General features: G+C 73.3%; 16 protein-coding genes and 1 tRNA gene. 9 read left to right on the top strand and 8 right to left on the bottom strand.

Annotated features, from left to right (window positions below):
* Positions 1-4 precede the first annotated feature (4 nt).
* Positions 5-787 carry an SGNH/GDSL hydrolase family protein gene (locus D7I47_RS12695; RefSeq protein WP_120763396.1) on the bottom strand — a complete coding sequence of 261 codons (783 nt, stop codon included), beginning with the start codon at positions 785-787 and terminating at the stop codon, positions 5-7.
* Between the two features lie 103 nt (positions 788-890).
* Here D7I47_RS12695 and D7I47_RS12690 point away from each other — a divergent pair, with 103 nt between their 5' ends.
* From D7I47_RS12690 to D7I47_RS12675, 4 genes are all read left to right on the top strand, one after another.
* Positions 891-1,154 (top strand): GlsB/YeaQ/YmgE family stress response membrane protein, encoded by a 264-nt coding sequence (locus tag D7I47_RS12690; protein WP_120763395.1) that lies wholly within the window; start codon positions 891-893, stop codon positions 1,152-1,154.
* A 92-nt stretch (positions 1,155-1,246) separates the two neighbouring features.
* The gene (dinB, locus tag D7I47_RS12685) at positions 1,247-2,491 is read left to right on the top strand and encodes a DNA polymerase IV (RefSeq protein ID WP_120763394.1); all 1,245 of its coding nucleotides are present in this window, start codon (positions 1,247-1,249) and stop codon (positions 2,489-2,491) included.
* Positions 2,492-2,531: 40 nt separating this feature from the next.
* On the top strand, positions 2,532-4,334 hold the full coding sequence (locus D7I47_RS12680; RefSeq protein ID WP_120763393.1) for a DEAD/DEAH box helicase: 1,803 nt from the start codon (positions 2,532-2,534) through the stop codon (positions 4,332-4,334).
* A gap of 49 nt (positions 4,335-4,383) precedes the next feature.
* Positions 4,384-5,622, top strand: coding sequence for an aminotransferase class I/II-fold pyridoxal phosphate-dependent enzyme (locus tag D7I47_RS12675; RefSeq protein WP_120763392.1), 1,239 nt, complete (start codon positions 4,384-4,386; stop codon positions 5,620-5,622).
* 277 nt (positions 5,623-5,899) lie between these two features.
* Here the strand turns inward: D7I47_RS12675 and D7I47_RS12670 are convergent, their stop codons facing one another.
* From D7I47_RS12670 to D7I47_RS12645, 6 genes are all read right to left on the bottom strand, one after another.
* Complete coding sequence (locus D7I47_RS12670) at positions 5,900-9,304, bottom strand: error-prone DNA polymerase (RefSeq protein WP_120763391.1); 3,405 nt, start codon at positions 9,302-9,304, stop codon at positions 5,900-5,902.
* Positions 9,304-10,836, bottom strand: a complete 1,533-nt coding sequence (locus D7I47_RS12665; RefSeq protein WP_120763390.1) for a DNA polymerase Y family protein — start codon at positions 10,834-10,836, stop codon at positions 9,304-9,306. Before D7I47_RS12665 ends, D7I47_RS12670 begins: the two co-directional genes overlap by 1 nt.
* A gap of 237 nt (positions 10,837-11,073) precedes the next feature.
* Positions 11,074-11,373 carry a DUF1905 domain-containing protein gene (locus tag D7I47_RS12660; protein ID WP_120763389.1) on the bottom strand — a complete coding sequence of 100 codons (300 nt, stop codon included), beginning with the start codon at positions 11,371-11,373 and terminating at the stop codon, positions 11,074-11,076.
* A 9-nt stretch (positions 11,374-11,382) separates the two neighbouring features.
* On the bottom strand, positions 11,383-12,087 hold the full coding sequence (locus D7I47_RS12655) for a hypothetical protein (protein WP_120763388.1): 705 nt from the start codon (positions 12,085-12,087) through the stop codon (positions 11,383-11,385).
* Between the two features lie 42 nt (positions 12,088-12,129).
* Complete coding sequence (locus D7I47_RS12650; protein ID WP_227000990.1) at positions 12,130-12,765, bottom strand: DUF1294 domain-containing protein; 636 nt, start codon at positions 12,763-12,765, stop codon at positions 12,130-12,132.
* Positions 12,766-12,931: 166 nt separating this feature from the next.
* A tRNA-Leu gene (locus tag D7I47_RS12645) sits at positions 12,932-13,016 on the bottom strand.
* 91 nt (positions 13,017-13,107) lie between these two features.
* Between D7I47_RS12645 and guaD the strand changes: the two genes are divergently transcribed.
* The 3 genes from guaD (at position 13,108) to D7I47_RS12630 (ending at position 16,722) form a co-directional block, all read left to right on the top strand.
* Positions 13,108-14,436: a guanine deaminase gene (guaD, locus tag D7I47_RS12640; RefSeq protein WP_120763386.1), complete on the top strand. Its 1,329-nt coding sequence runs from the start codon at positions 13,108-13,110 to the stop codon at positions 14,434-14,436.
* 108 nt (positions 14,437-14,544) lie between these two features.
* Complete coding sequence (locus D7I47_RS12635) at positions 14,545-15,840, top strand: M20/M25/M40 family metallo-hydrolase (RefSeq protein WP_120763385.1); 1,296 nt, start codon at positions 14,545-14,547, stop codon at positions 15,838-15,840.
* Between the two features lie 12 nt (positions 15,841-15,852).
* Positions 15,853-16,722 (top strand): undecaprenyl-diphosphate phosphatase, encoded by an 870-nt coding sequence (locus tag D7I47_RS12630; RefSeq protein WP_120763384.1) that lies wholly within the window; start codon positions 15,853-15,855, stop codon positions 16,720-16,722.
* Positions 16,723-16,726: 4 nt separating this feature from the next.
* Here D7I47_RS12630 and D7I47_RS12625 read toward each other — a convergent pair whose 3' ends face one another.
* Entirely contained in the window at positions 16,727-17,581 is an 855-nt protein-coding gene (locus D7I47_RS12625) for a PAC2 family protein (protein ID WP_227000673.1), read from the bottom strand.
* Positions 17,582-17,690: 109 nt separating this feature from the next.
* Between D7I47_RS12625 and D7I47_RS12620 the strand changes: the two genes are divergently transcribed.
* Together D7I47_RS12620 and D7I47_RS12615 are read left to right on the top strand one after the other, a co-directional pair.
* Positions 17,691-18,329: an HAD family hydrolase gene (locus D7I47_RS12620; RefSeq protein WP_120763382.1), complete on the top strand. Its 639-nt coding sequence runs from the start codon at positions 17,691-17,693 to the stop codon at positions 18,327-18,329.
* Positions 18,326-19,324 (top strand): tRNA (adenine-N1)-methyltransferase, encoded by a 999-nt coding sequence (locus D7I47_RS12615; RefSeq protein WP_120763381.1) that lies wholly within the window; start codon positions 18,326-18,328, stop codon positions 19,322-19,324. Before D7I47_RS12620 ends, D7I47_RS12615 begins: the two co-directional genes overlap by 4 nt.
* Positions 19,325-19,363: the final 39 nt, after the last annotated feature.

The raw sequence follows: 19,363 nt of genomic DNA, 5'->3' as shown, positions 1-19,363 counted from the left end.
GAGCTCAGCGCTCGGGGTCGAGCGGCTCCGGCAGCGGGCGCTTCGGCGTGATGCCGTCGCCCGAGGACTGCCGGCGCAGCCGCCGCAGGATCCACGGGCCGAAGTGTTCGCGCGCCCACACGATGTCGTCGATCCGCGCCTGGCGCCACGGCACGGCGGGCATCGGCTCCGGCTGGAACGGCTCGAGCTCGTTGTCGACGCCGAGCGCCTCCAGCACCATCCGCGCGATCGTGTGGTGGCCGGTGGGCGAGAAGTGCAGGCGATCGGGCGCCCACATGCGCGGGTCGGTGAGCTCGCGCAGGGCCCACATGTCGGCGACGATCGCGTCGTGCTTCTTCGCGATGTAGTGCAGGTTCTCGTTGTAGATGGCGACCTTGCCGCGGATGCGCCCGAGCACGGGCGTGCCCCCGATGTCGGGGCCGTTGAAGAGCACGACGGTCGCGTCGTCGCGGCGCAGGCGCGCGATGCCGCCCTCGAGCCGCGCCGCGACATCGTCGGGGTCGGTACCGGGGCGGATGATGTCGTTGCCGCCCGCGGAGATCGTGATGAGGTCGGGCCGGAGTTCGAGTGCGGGATCGACCTGCTCGTCGAGGATCTGCTGCAGCAGGCGCCCGCGTATGGCGAGGTTCGCATAGGCGAAATCCTCAACCTGCCCGCTCAGCACCTCGGCGACGCGGTCCGCCCAGCCGCGGTGCCCGCCCGGGCTGCGGGGCTCGGGATCGCCGATGCCCTCGGTGAAGGAGTCGCCGATCGCGACGTAGCGGGACCAGGGGTGGAGCGCGGACATACACCCAGGATGCCCCATCGCGCGAGGGTCTTGCCGTCACCCGGCGAGGGGAGTTGAGTGGTGCCGTCGCCCCCCGAACGAGGGTCGACGGATTGGAGTCATCATGGGATTCTTCGGTTGGATCGTGCTCGGCCTCATCGCGGGCGCCATCGCGAAGCTCATCCTGCCCGGCAAGCAGGGGGGCGGATGGTTCGTGACGCTGCTGCTCGGGGTCGTGGGTGCGCTGCTCGGCGGCTGGCTCGGCTCGCTGCTCTTCAACGTGAAGATCGAGACCTTCTGGTCGTGGCAGACCTGGCTCCTCGCGATCGGCGGCTCGATCATCGTCCTGCTCATCTGGGGGCTCATCACGCGCGGCCGGAAGGCCTGAGCGTCCGGCTCCTCGCGACGCCCGTCCCGTCCGCGGGGCGGGCGTCGTCGCGTGTGCGGGAGCCGGTCGGGGGCGGATGACAGGATGGCCCCGTGAGCAAGCAGGACGGGTCGGGGCGGCAGGTCACGGCCGAGCCCCTCGACGATCCGGCGGCCCACATCATGCACGTCGACATGGACGCGTTCTACGCCTCCGTCGAGCTGCTCGAGCGCCCGGAACTCGTCGGCAAGCCGGTCATCGTGGGTCACGCCTCGCAGCGCTCGGTCGTGACCGCCGCGACCTACGAGGCGCGCCGCTACGGGGTCAACTCGGCGATGCCGATGGCGGTCGCGCTGCGCCGCTGCCCGCAGGCGATCGTGCTCGAACCGCACTTCGACCGGTACACGCACTACTCGCGCCTCGTCATGGGCATCCTCGGCTCGCTCACCCCGCACGTCGAGCAGCTGAGCATCGACGAGGCCTTCCTCGACGTGGCGGGCGCCCGCAAGCTGCTCGGCAGCTCGTGGGCGATCGGCACGCGGCTGCGTGAACGGGTGTACTCCGAGACGGGACTGCGCTGCTCGGCGGGCGCGGCCGCCACCAAGTTCGTGGCGAAGCTCGCGTCGAGTCGCGCCAAGCCCGACGGGCTGCTCGTGGTGCCGGAGGCGGGCACCCTCGACTTCCTGCATCCGCTGCCGGTGTCGGCACTGTGGGGCGTCGGCGGCAAGAGCGAGGAGGTGCTGCAACGGTTGGGGCTCCGCACCGTCGGGGACGTCGCGCACGCCCCGCTCGAGATGCTGCGGCGCGCGCTCGGCGAGGCGGGCGCGGAGCGCCTGCACGCCCTGTCGTGGGCGCGCGACCCCCGCGAGGTGACGCCGGGCCGCGAGGAGAAGTCGATCGGCCACGAGACGACGTTCGAGACCGACCGCACCGACCCGGCCGAACTGCACCGCGTGCTCCTGCAGCTCGCCGACGGGGTGGGACAGCGGTTGCGGCGTTCCGGCGTGCAGGGCCGCACGATCGCGATCAAGCTGCGCTTCTCCGACTTCACGACCATCACACGCTCGCGCACGCTCGCCGAGCCGACCCAGCTCGGTCGACGCATCTACGAGGCCGCGCGCGAGCTCTACGACCAGGCCAACACCTCCGCCCGCCCCGTGCGTCTCATCGGCGTGCGGGCCGAGCAGCTCGTCGGCGGCGAGGCGAGCACGCTCGGGCTCTGGGACGACGACGAGGACTGGCGCGAGGCCGAGCAGACCGTCGACGCGATCACGGAGCGCTTCGGCGCGGGTGCGGTGCGGCCCGCCGCCCTGCTGCGGCCTGCGGTGCAGCGCCGCTTCGGGCACGGCGACGACTGAGCCGCCCGCGGGCGTCGGCGTCGCCGACTACGCTCGTCGGGTGAGCGAGGTGTCGGGGGAGCGGGCGTTCCGCGCGACCGCCGCCGCCGAGCACCTCTCGCCGAGCTTCCCGGAGCGGGCCGCCTGGGGCACCGCGGGCAAGCTGCGGGCCTGGCAGGAGGAGGCGCTCTCCCGCTACTTCGATCCGGCCGCGAACCCCGCGAGCCGGCGCGACTTCCTCGTCTCGGCGACACCCGGCGCCGGCAAGACGACCTTCGCGCTGCGCCTCGCCTCCGAACTGCTGCAGCGCCGCCTCGTCGACCGCATCACGGTCGTCGCGCCCACCGAGCACCTCAAGGTGCAGTGGGCGGATGCCGCGCACCGGGCCGGCATCCGCCTCGATCCGCGCTTCAGCAACCGTCACGGGCGCGAATCACGGCAGTTCCACGGGGTCGTGGTGACCTACGCGGCGGTCGCCGTGCGCGCGAGCCTGCACCGCGAGCTCACCCACTCGGCGCGCACCCTCGTGATCCTCGACGAGGTGCACCACGCGGGCGACGCGCTCAGCTGGGGGGATGCCGTGCGCGAGGCGTTCGAGGGCGCCGAACGTCGTCTCTCGCTCACCGGCACGCCGTTCCGGAGCGACACCTCGCCCATCCCGTTCGTGCACTACGCGCGCGACGAGCGCGGCATCCGGCTCTCGCAGACCGACTACGCCTACGGCTACGGGCATGCCCTGCGCGACGGCGTCGTGCGCCCCGTCGTGTTCCTCAGCTACGCCGGCTCGATGCGCTGGCGCACCCGCGCGGGCGACGAGATGGAGGCGGCGCTCGGCCAGGACGACACGCAGGACGTCACGGCGCAGGCCTGGCGCACCGCGCTCGACCCCGGGGGCGACTGGATGCCCGCCGTGCTCTCGGCCGCCGACCGACGCCTCCGCGAGGTGCGGCAGCACATCCCCGACGCGGGCGGACTCGTCATCGCCACCGACCAGGCCGCGGCCCGGGCGTACGCGACCATCCTCACCGACCTCACGGGCACCCCGCCGACCCTCGTGCTCTCCGACGACGCGGGCTCGGGGGAGCGCATCACGGCCTTCGCCGAGGGAACCCAGCGCTGGATGGTGGCGGTGCGGATGGTGTCCGAGGGCGTCGACGTGCCCCGGCTGTGCGTCGGCGTGTACGCGACGAGCGCCTCCACGCCGCTCTACTTCGCGCAGGCCATCGGCCGCTTCGTGCGCGCACGCCGCCGCGGTGAGCTCGCGACGGTGTTCCTGCCGAGTGTGCCCGTGCTGCTACGGCTCGGCGCCGAGCTCGAGCGGGAACGCGACCACGCCCTCGACCGGGAGAGCGCCGACGACGCGCTGCTCGACGACGGGCTGGTCGACGAGGCGAACCGCGAGGAGGAGAGCTCCTCCGAACTCGCCGACGAGTTCGAGTGGGAGGCGCTCGGCTCGTACGCGACCTTCGAGAAGGCCATGTTCGACGGGGAGGACTACGGCGCGCTCGCCACCCCCGGCAGCCCCGAGGAGTGGGACTTCATCGGCATCCCGGGCATCCTCGAGCCCGAGCAGGTCTCCGAGCTGCTGCGCCACCGGCAGCGGCGCCAGGCCCGCCGCAGCGAGGAGCGCGCCGAGCGGGGCGAGGAGGAGACCCAGCCGCAGCCGCTGCACCGCACCCTCTCGGAGCAGCGGCGGCTGCTCAATAGCCTCGTCAGCATCCACGCGCGCGGCACCGGCCAGACCCACGCGCAGGTGCACGCCGAGGTGCGGCGCCTCTGCGGCGGCCCCGAGGTGGCCCGCTGCACCGTGGCCCAGCTGCAGGCCCGCATCGAGCTGCTGCGGCGGCGTCTCGGGTCCGCGTGAGCCGGATCGGCATCACGGGAGCGTGATGCCCAGCGGGTAGCGTGGAGACATGCCCCACACCCTCGAGAGCCTGCGCGCGGACTACGACGCGCTGAAGGCTCGCGGACTCTCGCTCGACCTCACCCGCGGCAAGCCCTCGGCGGCCCAGCTCGACCTCTCGAACGGCCTGCTCGGCATCGACCTCTCCGACGACTACCGGGATGCCGCGGGCACCGACCTGCGCAACTACGGCGGTGCGGACGGAGTGCTCGAGCTGCGTCAGATCTTCGCCGAGGTGCTCGGCATCCCCGTCGCGCAGCTGCTCGCCGGCAACAACGCGAGCCTCCAGTTCATGCACGACACCCTCGTGCACGCCCTGCTGCACGGCGTCCCCGGGGGCGAGCCGTGGGTCGGGCAGGACGTCGCGTTCCTCTGCCCCTCGCCCGGCTACGACCGGCACTTCGCACTCACCGAGAGCTTCGGCATCCGGATGATCTCCGTGCCGTATCTCGCCGACGGCTCGCTCGACCTGCCGGCCATCGCGGAGCACCTCGCGGACCCGGCCGTGCGCGGGATGTGGCTCGTGCCGACGTACGCGAACCCCACCGGATCGGTCGTCGACGAGGCGACGGCGCGCGCCCTCGTCGCGCTGCCCGCCGCCGCGGGCGACTTCCGCATCTTCTGGGACAACGCCTACGCGGTGCACCACCTCACGGAGGCGGAACCCGCGCCGCTCGACATCCTCGGCTTCGCGGCCGAGGCGGGCAACCCCGACCGCGTGTTCGTGTACGCGTCGACCTCCAAGATCACCCAGGCCGGTGCCGGGGTGTCGTTCTTCGCCTCGAGCCCCGCCAACGTCGCGTGGTTCCGGGAGCACGCCTCCGTGCAGACCATCGGCCCCGACAAGCTCAACCAGCTGCGCCACGCGCGCTTCTTCCGCGACGCGGAGGGAGTGCGGGCGCTCATGCGACGGCACCGGGAGCTGCTCGCGCCCAAGTTCGCCCTCGTCGATCGGGTGCTCGGCGAGAAGCTGTCCGGTCGCGCCACCTGGACCAAGCCCGCGGGCGGGTACTTCGTCACCCTCTACGCGCCCGACGGCACCGCAGCGCGCGCCGTGCAGCTCGCGAAGGGGGCCGGGATCGCGATCACGCCCGCCGGTGCGGCGTACCCCTACGGCGACGACCCGCGCGACAGCGTCATCCGCATCGCGCCGTCGCTGCCTCCCGAGTCGGAGCTCGAGCCCGCGATCGAGGCGCTCGCGCTGTGCGTGCTGCTCGCCGAGGCGGAGCTGGGGGCTCCCACTCGCTGAGTGCCGCCGCACGGCGTCACCTTCCCGCTGGTTGAATGCCGCCGCACGGCGTCACCTTCCTGCTGGTTGAGTGCCGCGCGAAGCGCGGTGTATCGAAACCAGCGAAGGCGCCCCTCGACGGGGCGCCTTCGCTCGGTGAGGCCTCACTGGTCCACGTCTGCATGGGTTTCGATACGCCCGCTGCGCGGGCTACTCAACCCGCGGGAGGGGGTCGCTGCGCGGATACTCAACCCGCGGAGGGGTGGTGCGGCACTCAACCCGCGGAGGGGCGCGGCACTCACCGGAAGTCGCGGGAGCGGTGGGCGACGCCGACACGCAGCGGCTCGATGCCGTCGGCGAGCACGTTGACGACGCCCTCGGGGCTGCGCTCCAGGATGCCGCGCACGATCACCGCGGGCTCGTCACGGGCGACACGACGGTGCCGCGCCCAGAAGCCGGCGCCGCAGATGACGTTGACGAGACCCGTCTCGTCTTCGAGGTTCATGAAGGTGATCCCGGATGCCGTGGCCGGCCGCTGCCGGTGCGTCACGAGCCCCGCCACCTCGATGCGCCGCCCCGGCTCGGCGCCCCGCAGGGCGGCTGACGACAGCACGCCGCGCGCATCGAGGCCCGCGCGCAGGTGCCGCACGGGGTGGTCGTCGGGGGAGATGCCGGTGGCCCACAGGTCGGCGCCGAGCGTCTCGAAGGCGCTCGGGTCGGCGAACAGCGGCGGCTGCACGGTCACGACCGTGCCGGCGAGGTACTCCGCACGGTGCTCGGCGGCGGAGCCCGCCCGCCAGAGGGCCTCGCGGGTGGCGAGCCCGAAGGGTTCGAAGGCGCCCGCGGTGGCGAGCGCCTCGAGCTGCGCCGTCGTGAGCCCCACGCGGCGCACGAGGTCCTCCATGTCGCGGAAAGCGCCGCCCGTCTCGCGCTCGGCGACGATGCGCGTCGCGAGCGGCGCCCCGATGCCGCGCACCGCCGCGAGCCCCAGCCGCACGGCCACCCCGCCGTCCCGGCGGTGCGCGGCCGTGACATCCGGAGCCGCGGGGTCGAACTCGCCCGGATCGGGTTGATGCCGTTCGCGGCATGCGTCGAGGCCGGTGGCGGCGGGAATCGCACCGTCCGAGAGCGGTTCGAGCCCCGCATCCGCCCCCGAGCGCAGGATGTCGGGCCGCAGCACCCGCACACCGTGCCGCTTCGCGTCGGCGGCGAGCGAGGCGGGGGAGTAGAAGCCCATCGGCTGGGCCCGCAGCAGGCCCGCGAGGAACGCGGCCGGGTAGTGCAGCTTGATCCACGAGCTCGCGTAGACGAGCAGGGCGAAGCTCAGACTGTGGCTCTCGGCGAAGCCGAAGTTCGCGAAGGCCTGGATCTTGGCGTAGATGTCGTCGGCGGCCGCCCCCGTGAGCCCGTTCGACGCCATGCCCGCGTAGAGCTTCTCGCGCAGCCGGTCGATGCGTTCGAGCCCGCGCTTCGAGCCCATCGCGCGGCGCAGCAGGTCGGCATCCTCGCCCGAGCATTCACCCACCGCCATCGCCATCTGCATGAGCTGCTCCTGGAACACGGGAACCCCGAGGGTGCGCGCGAGCACCGGCTCGAGCTTCGGATGCGCGTACTCCACGGGCTCCTTCCCGAGCTTGCGGCGCACGAAGGGGTGCACGGCCCCACCCTGGATGGGCCCCGGCCGCACGAGCGCGATCTGCACCACGAGGTCGTAGAACCTGCGCGGCTGCAGGCGCGGCAGCAACCCCATCTGGGCCCGCGACTCCACCTGGAACACCCCGATCGAGTCGGCCCGGCACAGCATGTCGTAGACGGCCGGCTCCTCCTTCGGCAGCGTCTGCAGCGTCCACCGCTCGCCGGTGGCCTGCACGATGAGGTCGAAGCAGTGCTGCAGAGCCGCGAGCATGCCGAGGCCCAGCAGGTCGAACTTGACGAGCCCCATCCAGGCGGCGTCGTCCTTGTCCCACTGGATGACGGTGCGGTCCCTCATGCGGGCGTGCTCGATCGGCACCACCTCGCCGACGGGCCGGTCGGTGAGCACCATGCCGCCCGAGTGGATGCCGAGGTGCCGCGGGGCCTTCAGCAGTTCGCGGGCCAGCTCGATCACGGGCGCGGGGATGTCGGAGTCGGCGGTCGCGGCCGCCTCCAGGTTCCAGGCGTGCGCGTCGACCTGCTTCGACCAGGCGTCCTGCTGCCCGGGGCTGTAGCCGAGCGCCTTCGCCATGTCGCGCACGGCGTTCTTCGGCCGGTACTGGATGACGTTGGCGACCTGGGCGGCGTTGCGGCGCCCGTACTTGCCGTACACCCACTGGATGACCTCCTCGCGGCGGTCCGAGTCGAAGTCGACGTCGATGTCGGGCTCCTCGTCGCGCAGGCTCGACAGGAAGCGCTCGAACGGCAGCCGGTAGGCGATCGCGTCGACCGCGGTGATGCCGAGCAGGTAGCAGACGGCCGAGTTGGCGGCAGACCCCCGCCCCTGGCACAGGATGCCTCGGCTGCGGGCGAAGGCGACGATGTCGTGCACGATGAGGAAGTAGCCGGGGAAGTCCTTCGTCGCGATGACGTCGAGCTCCGCCTCGATGCGGGCGCGCCCCGCCTCGTCGAGCTCGGGGTAGCGTTCGGGGACCGCCGCCCAGACCAGCTCGCGCAGGTACGACATGGGGGTGTGCCCCTCGGGCACCTGCTGTCTCGGCAGGGCGGGCTTCGCGCGGCGCAGCGGGAAGGCGAGCTCGGCGGCGAGCTCGAGCCCGTGCTCGACCGCTCCCGGGTAGCGGGCGAAGCGCTCGCGCATCTCGCGGCCCGAGCGCAGGTGCGCCCCTCCCGTGGCGGGCAGCCAGCCGTCGAGCTCGTCGAGGCTGCGGCGGGCGCGCACCGCGGCGACCGCCGCGGCCAGGTGCCGCCGCCCGGGGTGGGCGTAGTGCACGTTGCCGCTCGCGAGCACCGGCAGTCCGCGGGCGGATGCCAGCTCCGCGAGCACGTCGTTGCGGTCGCTGTCGAGGGGGTCGCCGTGGTCGATGAGCTCGACGTGCACGGCCTCCCGCCCGAAGACGGCGACCAGTTCGTCGAGGGCGCGGCCCGCGGCATCCGCCCCGCCCGTCTCGAGCGCGCGGCGCACGGCGCCCTTGCGGCATCCGGTGAGCACCGCCCAGTGCCCGCCTGCTGCCTCGGCGAGCCGCGGAAGCTCGTAGACGGGCCGCCCCTTCTCGGCGCCGCGCAGGTTCGCCTCGGTGAGGGCGGAGGCGAGGCGGTGGTAGCCCTCCGGCCCGCGCGCGAGCACCACGAGGTGGCTGCCCTCCGGATCGGGTTCGCCGTTCTGCGGGCCGGCGAGCCCGAGCGAGAGCTCGGCGCCGAACACCGTCGCGACGCTCGAGGTCTCGGCCGCCTCGGCGAAGCGCACGATGCCGGCAAAGGTGTCGTGGTCGACGAGGGCGAGCGCGCTGAGGCCCAGGCGTTCCGCCTCCTCGAGCAGCTCCTCGGGCGAGGAGGCGCCGTCGAGGAAGCTGAAGCTCGAGTGCGCGTGCAACTCGGCGTAGGGCAGCGCATCCGGGTCGCGCACGAGCTCGCGCGGCGGCAGGTACGGCCCGCGCTTGCGCGAGAAGGCCGGGCCGTCGCCGCCGTCGTGCGCCTCGTCCTCCGCGGGGCGGCGGCCCGAGAGGGTGCGTTCGAACTCGGCCCAGGGCACCGGCGGGTTGCTCCAGCCCATCAGTCGTAGCGCCCCTCGGCCCACCAGCCCTCGGCGTCGAGCACGAGCAGCCACGCGCATCCGGTGGCGTCGACGGCCTGCAGGCGGTGCGCGCTGCGGGCGGTCTGCGGATCCCACCAGCGCTCCTCGAGGGGCCACGGGCCCGCCCAGGCGGTGAGCTCGCGCCGGGTGCCGGACTGCGCGACGAGCACGGCGGGGGCCGCGCTCACCGCCCCGCGCTCGTCGACCGTGACGGGGCGACCCCGCGCATCCTCGACCCGCAGCGGGCGCGGCACCTCGTAGACGGTCGTGGGCGGGGGATCGGGCAGAGCGCCCGGCCAGGGATCGGTGCGCGGTCGCGCCACGACCGCACGGTCGCCCCACGGCACGAGCTGCTGGCGGTCGGCGGGGCGGCGACCGCCCGCGAGCCGCGGGGTGAGCACGCCGCGGTGGCCCACCATGCCCTGCACGCGCGACAGCGCCGAGTGCACGCGCTCGTCGGGGCCGAGCCCCCACAGGCCGCCCTCGTGCACGTGCACGGGGTCGACGGCCTCGGGGCTCACCCGCACCCGCACGACGCCCGCACGGAGCGTCTCGGTGGCCTGCAGCTGCCAGCGCACCCGGTCGACCACCTCGGCGGCCGAGAAGGAGCGCGGGTGCAACCAGACCCGCTCGTCGCCCTCGCCGCGGTCGCTCAGCAGCTCGATGCGCAGCGCCGTGCAGACGAGCCGCTCGGCGAGCAGGGCGCGCACGAAGTCGTCGCACGCGGCCCGCACGCCGAAGGCGACCTCGTCGACGCGTTCGGCGGCCGGCTCGAAGTCGACGACCGCGTCGATGTCGCGCGGCGGGATGCGCGGGGTCGCGGGCCGCGGATCCCGGCCGCGGGCGAGCGCGTGCAGGCGCGCCCCGGCGGGACCGAAGCGGGCCACGACATCCGCCTCCTCGAGCCGCGCGAACTCGCCGAGGGTGCGGATGCCGAGCCGGGGGAGCAGGGACGCGAGCTCGGGGTCGCCGAGGGCGGCGACGGGAAGCGGGGCGAGGAAGGCGGTCGTCTCGTCGTCGGGCACGATGCGCGACTGTTCACGGCCGACACGGCTCGCGAGCTCGGCGGCGAAGAGCCCGGCCGCGATACCGACCCGGGCCGCATCCGCCCCCGCCTCGGCGACGATGCCGAGCACCGTGCGCGCGGCTGCCCGCTCGTTGCCGTAGTAGCGGGCGGGGCCGCGCGCGCGGATCGCGGCCGTGCCGGGACGCAGCGCGTGCCAGCCGGGCAGCGCCTGCTCGAGGGCGGCGAGCACCGGTTCGAAGGCGCGCACGGCGACGGCCGGGTCCTCCCGCAGCACCCGCAGCCCGGGGCACCGACCCTGCGCCTCGCGCTGCCGCATCCCCTCGCGCACCCCCTCATGCCGGGCGGCGGGGGTGCAGGCGACCACGAGCCCCTTCGCCACGAGCGCGACGGCCTGCCCGTCGGGGATGCGCTCGGCGCGGCCCTGCGCCCGCACCGCCCAGTCGGCCACGTGCAGCACGAGAAGCCGGGGAGCGGTCGCGGTCATACCCCATTCTCGAACATCTGTTCGAATGCGTCAACCCGCCTCGTGATTCCGCAACTCAGGAGATCCCGGCGCATCCGCCCCGAAAATCCCCGCCGCAACACCTTTCTCCTGAGTTGCGGAAGACGGCAGTTTCGCAACTCAGGAGAAAACCGCGAGGAGGCCCGGGAAGCGTCGTTCCGGGCGGATGCTCCTGAGTTGCGAAAACAGCGGATGCGGCGGGTCGGGCGCGGCGGCGCGTCACCCCGCGAGCTCGACCTCGGCGACGACCGTGTCGCCCGGCTCGATGCCCTCGGCGCGGCGCACGCGGGCGTTCAGCACGAGGCTGTAGACACCGGATGCCCCGGGGAAGATCGAGGTCGACCAGCTCGTGGCGCCGACCCGCGCCGTGACCTTGACGGCGCCGAAGCCCGCGCGGGGGAGCGCATCCGCCCACTCGTGGATCTCGGCCGACTGCTCGAGCGGCAGGTCGACGAAGTACCAGTCGTCGTGCACGCGCGCCTCCCAGCGCCGCAGCTCGGCCTCGAAGCGGTACCGCATCCCGTCAGCCTAGAGACCGCCGGCGACGGCGCGCAGGGGAACGCCCGCACCCTCCGCGCTCCGCGCCTGCACGGGCGAGACGAGCCCCCGCGCATCCGGCAGCCAGAGCCGCCGGGAGCGGCTGCGCCCCTGCCAGGCGGGCGAACGGGAGGCGACCGTCACCTGCCGCGCCGCGAGGTGCCCGAACCCCGCGCCGAGCCCCGCCCAGTCGCTCTCGGACACCTCGAGCCGCGCATGCGCCCGCGGCCAGTCGCGCGTCGAGACGAGCACGGCCCCCCTCTGCCGCAGCCGCGCCGCCAGCCGCCCGGCCGCCGCCTCGCCGACGCGCGCCCGGGCGGGCGGGCGCACGAGCACGACGGCGACCGCATCCACGAGCGCCGCGACGACCGCGAACCACTGCTCGGCCGGATGCGGCACGAGCACGAGCCGCTCGAGCTCGAGGCCCGCGGCGGCGGCCGCCTCGACCCCCAGGTCGGGCATGCCCACGACGGCGCACCACGAGCCCGCACGGCTCGGCTCGCGCAGCAGTTCGAGCGCGAGCGCCGTCGAGCCCTCGACGACGTAGCTGCCACCCGCCGCGAGCGCGCCACCGGGCAGCAGCTCCGCGAGCGACTCCGAGGTGGGCAGCGCGCGCTCGTCGAGCCGGGTGCGCTGCATGCCGCGGATGCGATCCTGCAGTCCGCGGATCTCCTCCGCGCGCGCCGACTCGAACATGCATTCGATGCTACGCCCGGGCGCCGACGCCGGGAACCCGGCCTACGGGGAGAGGATCCCGGGCTGGTCCAGTGTCCCGACCCACGAGAACACCACGAACGCGACCACGTTCACGATCACCGTCACCCAGAACACCACCTGGAAGCTCATCTTGATCGTCTTGTGCCGGAACACCTGCTGCGCGATCACGCCACCCGGCCAGCCGCAGGCGAGCCCCATCGCGAGCAGCGAGCCCTCGCTCAGCCGCCACCCCTCGGTCGCGGCCGCGCGCTTGTCGAGCGCGTAGGCGACGAAGGTGGCGAACGACATCCCGAGGTACAGGATCCACACCCAGTACGGGATCGGGTGGATGAGCGCCATCACGAAGGCGATGCCGATGAAGCCGAGCACCGCGAGGTAGCCGAGCCGGCTCGCCCGGCGGGCGGGCGCGAGGCGCGGATGCGACACCGGCTCGGGCGCACGGCGCGCCGCATCCGCCGACACCACCGAGGCGCGCCCGGCACGCGGCTTGCCCTCGGGGGAGAACTCGAGCAGGTAGTCGACCTCGTCGCCCTCGACGGGGCGCGGGCCGCCCGATGCGAACGCGGAGATGTGCACGAACACATCGGGGCCGCCGACGGCCGGGGTGACGAAGCCGAAACCGCGTTCGTCGTTCCAGTTCGTCAGCACACCTCGCATGCGCACGGGACCAGGTTTCATCTTGCACTGGATGCTACGTGGCTTCGCCGCGGGGAGGCACGTCCGAACGGCGCGCCACGCACCCCGTCTCCGGGGGTCGTGCCGGCGGATCGCCCCGAACACGACGAAGGCCCCGGATCCACGATCCGGGGCCTTCGCACTCGCGTGCGCGAGGGGGGACTTGAACCCCCACGCCCTATACGGGCACTAGCACCTCAAGCTAGCGCGTCTGCCAATTCCGCCACCCGCGCGAGTGCGATCCTCACAAGGAGGACCGGAGATAGACCTTAGCACGGTCCGAGGAGGGGTCGCGCACGCCCGGGGACGCCCCATGATGGAGCCATGAGCTTCGCGCCGGCACCCGAGGGTCACGCCCCGGCCCGCGCGATCCGCGGGCATCTCGTCACGATCACGGGGGACCCCTTCGGTCCGAACCCGGCCGCGCTCGTCGAGCATCCGGATGGCCTCCTCGTCATGCAGGACGGCCTGATCGCCGCCGTGGGACCGTACGCCGAGACGGCCCACCGCATCCCGCCGGGAGCGACCGTCGACGACCATCGCGGGCGGATCGTGTCCGCCGGCTTCGTCGACGCGCACACCCACTACCCGCAGACCGGCATCGTGGGTGCCCACGGCGCGCAGCTCATCGACTGGCTCGAGAACTTCACCTTCCCGGCGGAGCTGGCCTTCACCGATCCGGACCACGCGGCCGCCGTCGCACGGGTCTTCTTCGACACGATCCTGCGCGCCGGCACCACGACCGCGCTGAGCTTCGGCACCAGCTCCCCGGTGTCGGTCGACGCGTTCTTCGCCGAGTCGCTGCGCCGCGGCACCCGGATGGTGGCGGGCAAGGTGCTCATGGACCGCAACGCCCCGGCGGGTCTGCTCGACACGGCGGATGCCGGCGCGGCCGAGTCGGCGGAGCTCATCGCCCGCTGGCACGGCACCGGCCGCAACGGCTACGCGGTGACCCCGCGGTTCGCGCCCACGAGCACCCGGGCGCAGCTGGACGCGGCGGGCGAGCTGCTGCGCGCGCATCCGGGGGTGCTGCTGCACACCCACCTGTGCGAGAACGACGCCGAGCTGGCCTGGGTGCGCGAGCTGTTCCCGGAGGCGCACGGCTACCTCGACGTGTACGACCGCGCGGGGCTCGTGGGCGAGCGCTCGGTCTTCGCCCACGGCATCCATCTGCGCACCGACGAACGGGCGCGGCTCGCCGATGCCGGTGCGGCGATCGCCCACTGCCCGAGCTCGAATCTGTTCCTCGGCAGCGGCCTGTTCTCGCTGCGCCGCGCGGCGGATGCCGGGGTGCGGGTGGCGCTCGGCACCGACATCGGCGCCGGCACGAGCTTCTCCCTGCTGCGCACCATGGCCTCCGCCTACGAGGTCGCCCACCTCGACGGGCTCTCGCTCGGCGCCGCCGAGCTGCTCTACCTCGCGACCCTCGGCGGGGCGCGCGCCCTCGGTCTCGGCGACCGGATCGGCTCGCTCGAGGTCGGCAAGGAGGCGGACCTCGTGGTGCTGGATCCCGCCGCGACCGAGCTGCTCGCCTTCCGCAGCGCGCGGGCCTCCTCGGTCGAGGAGCTGCTGTTCGTGCTCGCCACCCTCGGCGACGACCGCACGACCGCGGCCACCTACGTCGCCGGTCACCCGGCCTACCTGCGCGACTGAGCGTCGCATCCACTTCGTTCGGGAGGACGACGCGCCGTGCGGGGCCCGGATGCGGGGGCGGATGCGGCGTGTCGTCCTCCCGAACGAAGTCACGGGTAGCGTGTGGGGATGGACGGCGCACTCGAGGACACCGCCCGCATCGCCCGCGACCTCATCCGCATCGACACCACCAACTGGGGTGGCGGCCGCGCGAACGGCGAGACGGAGGCGGCCGAGTACGTCGAGGCCGAGCTCCGCGGCCTGGGACTCGAGCCGCATCTCTACGACGCGGCCCCGCGCCGCACGAGCGTCGTGGCGCGCGTCGAGGGCGCCGACCCCGGCCGCCCCGCCCTCGTCGTGCACGGCCACCTCGACGTCGTCCCGGCCGACCCGGCGAACTGGAGCGTCGACCCCTTCGCGGGCGAGATCCGCGACGGGATGCTGTGGGGCCGTGGCGCCGTCGACATGAAGGACATGGACGCCATGATCCTCACGAGCCTCGGCGACATCCTGCGCTCGGGGAGACGCCCCGCCCGCGACCTCGTCGTGGTGTTCTTCTCGGACGAGGAGAACGGCGGCGTGTTCGGCTCCCACCACCTCGTGACGCACCACCCGGAGCTCTTCGCGGGGGCCACGGAGGCCATCAGCGAGGTGGGCGGCTACTCGATCGACCTCGCCGGCCGCCGCGCCTACCTGCTGCAGACGGGAGAGAAGGCGCTCCTCTGGGTGCGTCTCGTGGCCCGCGGCGTGGCCGCCCACGGTTCGCGCGTCATCCGCGACAACGCCATCACGAAGCTCTCCGCGGCGGTCGCCCGCATCGGCACGCACGAGTGGCCCGTGCAGCTCGGCGCCACGACGAGCGCCATGCTCACCGGGGTGCGGCGTCTGCTCGACGCAGCACCCGACGAGGACCCGGTGGCCCTCATCGAACGCACCGGCATCGCCGCGGGTTTCCTGCGCGGCACGGTGCGCACCACCTCCAACCCCACGGTGCTCGAGGCCGGCTACAAGCACAACGTCATCCCCGATCGCGCCGAGGCGCTCGTCGACGTGCGCCCCTTCGCGGGCCAGGAGGATGCCGTGCTCGCCGAGCTGCGGGAACTCGCGGGCCCCGAGGTGGAGGTCGAGATCGTGCACCACGACGTCGGGCTCGAGAGCCCCTTCGAGGGCCCGCTCGTGGAGCGCATGGTGGGCGCGCTGCGACGACACGACCCGGATGCCGAGGTTCTGCCGTACCTGTTGTCGGGCGGCACCGACAACAAGGCGCTCAGCGCCCTCGGCATCACGGGCTACGGCTTCGCCCCGCTGCGGCTCGGCCCGGGCCTCGACTTCCCGGCGATGTTCCACGGCGTCGACGAGCGCGTGCCGCTCGATGCGCTCGCCTTCGGCCGTGCCGTGCTGACCGACTTCCTGCTCGAGGCCTGACAGAATCGCCCCGTGGACTTCCTCCAGGCGATCATCCTCGGCCTCATCCAGGGGCTCACCGAGTTCCTGCCGATCTCGTCGAGCGCGCACCTGCGCATCTTCGGCGACCTGGTCGGCTGGGACGACCCGGGCGCGACGTTCACCGCGATCACCCAGCTCGGCACCGAGACGGCGGTGCTCATCTACTTCTGGAAGGACATCACCCGCATCATCGGCAAGTGGTTCCGCTCGCTGTTCCCGGGGGGCGGCGGCAAGCGCTCCACGGGGGTGCAGAAGGGCGACCCGGATGTGCGGCTCGGCTGGCTGGTGATCATCGGCACCGTGCCGATCGTGCTGGTCGGGTTCTTCTTCCAGGACACCATCCGGACGACCCTGCGGTCGCTGTGGATCGTGGCGATCGTGCTCATCGTGTTCGGTCTGCTGCTGTGGCTCGCCGACTGGCTGGGCCGGCGCACGAAGCCCATCGAGCAGATGAGCTACCGCGACGGCATCCTCATCGGCCTCGCGCAGATGCTCGCGCTCATCCCCGGGGTGAGCCGTTCGGGCGCCTCGATCAGCGCGGGGCTCGCGCTCGGCTACACGCGTCCCGCGGCCGCCCGTTTCGCGTTCCTGCTGGCGATCCCGGCCGTGTTCGGCTCGGGGCTCTACGAGACCTACACGGCGTTCACGTGCGAGCCGGGCGTCGACGCGGGCTGCACGGTCGGCTACGGCCTCGGGCCGACGATCGCGGCGACCGTGGTCGCGTTCGTCGTGGGGTACGCGGTCATCGCGTTCCTCATGCGCTACCTCGAGACGCGCTCGTTCCTGCCGTTCGTGATCTACCGCATCCTGCTCGGCGGCACCCTCATCGTGCTGCTGTCGACGGGCGTGCTGCAGCCGTAGGCGGCTACGGCGTCGGCGGCTGGTCGCCGTCGCGCTTGCGGAGGTACTTCTCGAACTCCTCCGCGATCGCGTCGCCGGATGCCTCGGGCGAGTCGACCGTGTCGCGCGCCTGCTCGAGCTGCTCGATGTAGGCGGACATGTCGTCGTCGTCGCTCGCGAGCGCGTCGATGCCGCGCTCCCACGCCTCCGAGTCCTCGGCGAGCGAGCCGCGGTCGACCCGCACCTCGATGAACTCCTCGAGACGCTCGATGAGGGCGAGGGTCGCCTTCGGCGAGGGGGCGTTGTGCACGTAGTGCGGCACCGACGCCCAGATCGACACGGTCGGGATGCCGGCGCGCTCCGCCGCATCCGCGAGCACCGAGATGATGCCGACGGGCCCCTCGTAGCTCGAGCGCTCGAGGCGGAACCGCTCGCGCACGGAGGCGTTCTCGCTCGAGGCGAAGACGGAGATCGGGCGCGTGTGCGGCACGTCGGCGAGCATCGCGCCGAGGAAGACGACGCGCGAGATCCCGGCCACCGAGATCGCGTCGAGCGCCTCCTCGGCGAAGGTCTTCCAGCCCCGGGACGGCTCGGTGCCGAGCAGCACGTGCAGGCCGTCGGAGCGGTCCTCCGGGCCGAAGAGCGTGACGTTCGGCCAGGCCAGCACCCGGTCGCCGTTCTCGTCGAAGGCGATGACCGGACGGTTGAACTGGTAGTCGAAGTAGTCCTCGGGCTCGACCTCGACGAGCGCGACGAGGCCGAGCTGGTCGCGCAGGGCGCGCACCGCCGTGGAGGCGGCCTCCCCGGCGTCGTTCCAGCCCTCGAAGGCGACGACGAGCGTCGAGCCCTCGTGGCCCCAGTCGTCGGGTCGTCCGCTCACCTTGCCGCCTCTCCGCCCGTGGGGGCGTCCGTCCCAGGATAGGACCGCGCCCGTAGACTTGCCGGTCGTGAGCGAAACACCTGGCGCCCCGGCCGCCGTCCTGTGGGACATGGACGGCACCCTCGTCGACACCGAGCCGTACTGGATGACCGCGGAGCGCGAGCTGGTGCACGAGTGGGGCGGCACCTGGACCCACGAGGACGGCCTGCAGCTCGTCGGCCAGGGGCTGTGGAGCTCGGCGCTCGTCTTCCAGTCGCGGGGCGTGAAGCTCACGCCGCAGGAGATCATCGACTGGCTCACCGACCGCGTCACGGTGCAGATCGAGGAGCACGTTCCGTGGCGCCCGGGGGCCCGTGAGCTGCTCGCCGAGGTGCGCGAGGCGGGCATCCCGACGGCGCTCGTGACGATGTCGATCCGCCGGATGGCCGACCAGATCGCGGGGTTCCTCGACGAAGAGCTCGGCCGCCCCGCGTTCGACGTCGTCGTCGCGGGCGACGAGGTGGAGCGCCCGAAGCCCTACCCGGACGCCTATCTGCGCGCCGCGGAGCTGCTCGGCGTCGAGATCGCCGACTGCGTCGCGATCGAGGACTCCGAGCCGGGCGTCGCCGCCGCCGTCGCCTCGGGCGCCACGACCTTCGCGGTGCCCTTCCACGTGCCGCTGCCGGAGAGCCCCGCGTACACGCGCCTCCCGAACGGGCTCGACGGCATCCGCCTCGACGACCTCGCCGCGAGCGGGGCACTCCGATGAGCGTCTTCCGCGCGGGCGACCGCGTGCAGCTCACGGGACCCAAGAACCGTCTCCACACGATCACCCTGGAACCGGGCCGGCAGTTCCACACCCACCGCGGCATGCTCGCGCACGACACCCTCATCGGGCTGCCCGACGGCTCGGTCGTGCAGGCGTCCAACGGCGACGCGTACCTCGCGCTGCGACCGCTGCTGTCCGACTTCGTGATGTCGATGCCGCGCGGTGCGGCCATCGTCTACCCGAAGGATGCCGCGCAGATCCTCGCGATCGGCGACATCTTCCCGGGGGCGACGGTCGTGGAGGCCGGGGTGGGCTCGGGCGCGCTGTCGCTCTGGCTGCTGCGCGCGATCGGCTCGGGCGGGCGCCTGCTCTCCTTCGAGCGTCGCGAGGAGTTCGCCGAGGTCGCCCGCGCCAACGTGACGGCGTTCACGGGCGACACCCCCGCCAACTGGTCGATCGGCATCGGCGACCTCGCCGAGGTGCTCCCGGATGCCGTGGAGCCCGGCACCGTCGACCGCGTCGTGCTCGACATGCTCGCGCCCTGGGAGTGCCTCGACGTCGTGTCGGACGCCCTCGCACCCGGGGGCGTGCTCGTCTGCTACGTCGCGACCGCGACGCAGCTCTCCCGGGTCGCCGAGGCCATCCGGGCGACGGGCCTCTACACCGAGCCGAGCTCGACCGAGACGCTCGTGCGGGGCTGGCACGTGGAGGGGCTCGCGGTGCGGCCCGACCACCGGATGGTCGCCCACACGGCGTTCCTCATCGCCGCGCGACGCCTCGCCCCGGGCGCCGTGCTGCCGAAGCCCGCACGCCGCGCCTCGAAGTCGGACTACGACGACGAGGACGTCGAGCTGTGGACGCCGGGCGCCCTCGGCGTGCGCGACAAGACCGACAAGCGCATCCGTCGCGTCGTGCGCGACGCGCAGCAGCTCGCCGAGCGCACGACGGGCGGCACGGGCGCCGCGCCGTCCGGAGCGCCGTCCACGGAACAGTAGACTCGACACGCTCCGTGCACCCCGGCCGCGCCGACGGGT

Source organism: Protaetiibacter intestinalis (assembly GCF_003627075.1).
GTDB classification, from domain to species: domain Bacteria; phylum Actinomycetota; class Actinomycetes; order Actinomycetales; family Microbacteriaceae; genus Homoserinibacter; species Homoserinibacter intestinalis.
Note: the sequence above shows the minus strand (reverse complement) of the source record. Positions and strands in the feature narration are given on the sequence as shown.